Below are 1,715 nucleotides of genomic sequence, written 5' to 3'. Positions count from 1 at the left end.
AAGGCCAGCCACCAAGCAGCCCTCTGGCGTCGTTTCTGGCTGTCGGCCATTTTCGCCTTGCCACTGCTCTATCTAGCCATGGCCGAAATGGTGGGCCTGACCTTACCAACTTGGCTCAGCCATCGCGGGGATGGTCAGCTCTTTGTTAGTCTGCAGCTGGCCTTGACCCTGCCCATTCTCTGGTTGGGGCGGTCCTTCTTCCTAAATGGCTTTAAGCATTTGGTCAAGGGCCATCCTAATATGGATTCTCTGGTTGCCCTGGGAACGAGTGCGGCGGTAGCCTATAGCCTCTATAGTAGTATTCAAGTCTGGTTGGGCGACCACCATGCGGCCATGTCCCTCTATTATGAGTCAGCCGGCGTCATCCTGACCCTGGTGACACTAGGTAAATATTTCGAAGCCCGGTCCAAGGGCCAGACCTCAGCCGCCATTCAGGCCCTGATTAAGCTGGCCCCTCAAGAGGCTCAGGTCTTACGAGATGGCCAGGAAGTGACCCTGCCACTGGACCAAGTCCAAGTGGGCGACCTAGTTCGGGTGCGACCTGGACAAAAGATTCCGGTCGACGGCCGGGTAGTGGAAGGCCAATCCTGGGTGGACGAGTCCATGTTGACCGGTGAGAGCCTGCCAGTTGCTAAAAAGGTAGGCGACCAAGTGGTGGGCGCCAGCCTCAACCAGCAGGGGTCTTTAATTGTTGAAACCAATAAAGTGGGCCAAGACACCACCTTGGCGCAGATTATTCATTTAGTTCAAGCAGCGCAAGGCTCTAAAGCCCCTATTGCCCAGTTGGCTGACCGGGTTTCGGCTGTCTTCGTGCCAGTAGTTATGACCCTGGCCCTAGTGGCTGGTCTGGCCTGGTACCTGATTGGCGGCCAGTCCTGGGCCTTTGCCTTGACCATTAGCATTGCAGTCCTGGTCATTGCCTGCCCTTGTGCGTTGGGTCTGGCGACACCGACGGCCATTATGGTGGGGACAGGTAAAGGGGCCGAGCAGGGCATCCTGATTAAGTCCGGGACTGCTCTGGAAATGGCCCACCAAGTGGACGCCGTAGTCTTGGATAAGACGGGGACCCTGACCCAGGGCCAACCCCAAGTGACCGATGTCCTGCCTCTGACAGGCTGGACGCCAGATCAGTTACTGGCCTTGGCAGCTGCGGCTGAAGTTAACTCTGAGCACCCACTGGGTCAGGCCATTGTGGCCGGTGCCCGTGAGCGGGAGCTGGCTTTGCCTGAAGTGACTGACTTCCAATCTCTGACCGGGTCGGGGATTCAAGTCCGGCTAGATCAGGCGACTTATTACCTGGGCAACCGACGGCTCATGCAAGAGCAGGGGCTGGATTTGGGTCAGGCAGAAGAGCAGGCGGCGGCTTTGGCGGCTGGGGGCAAGACGCCAATTTATGTGGCTAATGAGCATGAGCTCCTAGGCCTGATTGCGGTGGCCGACCCGCTCAAGGCGACCAGTCCGGAGGCTGTCCGCCGTCTCAAGGCCATGGGCTTGCAGGTCATTATGTTGACGGGCGACAATGCCAAGACGGCGCAGGCTTTGGCTGCAGAAGCTGGCATTGACCAAGTCATTAGCGACGTTCTGCCTGCGGACAAGGCGCAGGTAGTGGCTGATTTGCAGGCCAAAGGACTCAAGGTGGCCATGGTAGGGGACGGCATCAATGATGCGCCTGCTCTGGCCCAGGCAGATGTGGGCTTGGCCATTGGCCGGGGGAC

The 1,715-nt window shown here is 58.4% G+C and carries 1 protein-coding gene; it reads left to right on the top strand.

Going from position 1 to position 1,715, the window contains the following annotated elements; genetic code table 11:
* On the top strand, positions 1–1,715 hold a 1,715-nt coding region (locus tag Q0339_RS01535), incomplete at both ends, for a copper-translocating P-type ATPase (protein ID WP_298077020.1).

The organism is uncultured Abiotrophia sp., assembly GCF_938010525.1.
In the GTDB taxonomy this organism is placed as follows: domain Bacteria; phylum Bacillota; class Bacilli; order Lactobacillales; family Aerococcaceae; genus Abiotrophia.
Note: the sequence above shows the minus strand (reverse complement) of the source record. Positions and strands in the feature narration are given on the sequence as shown.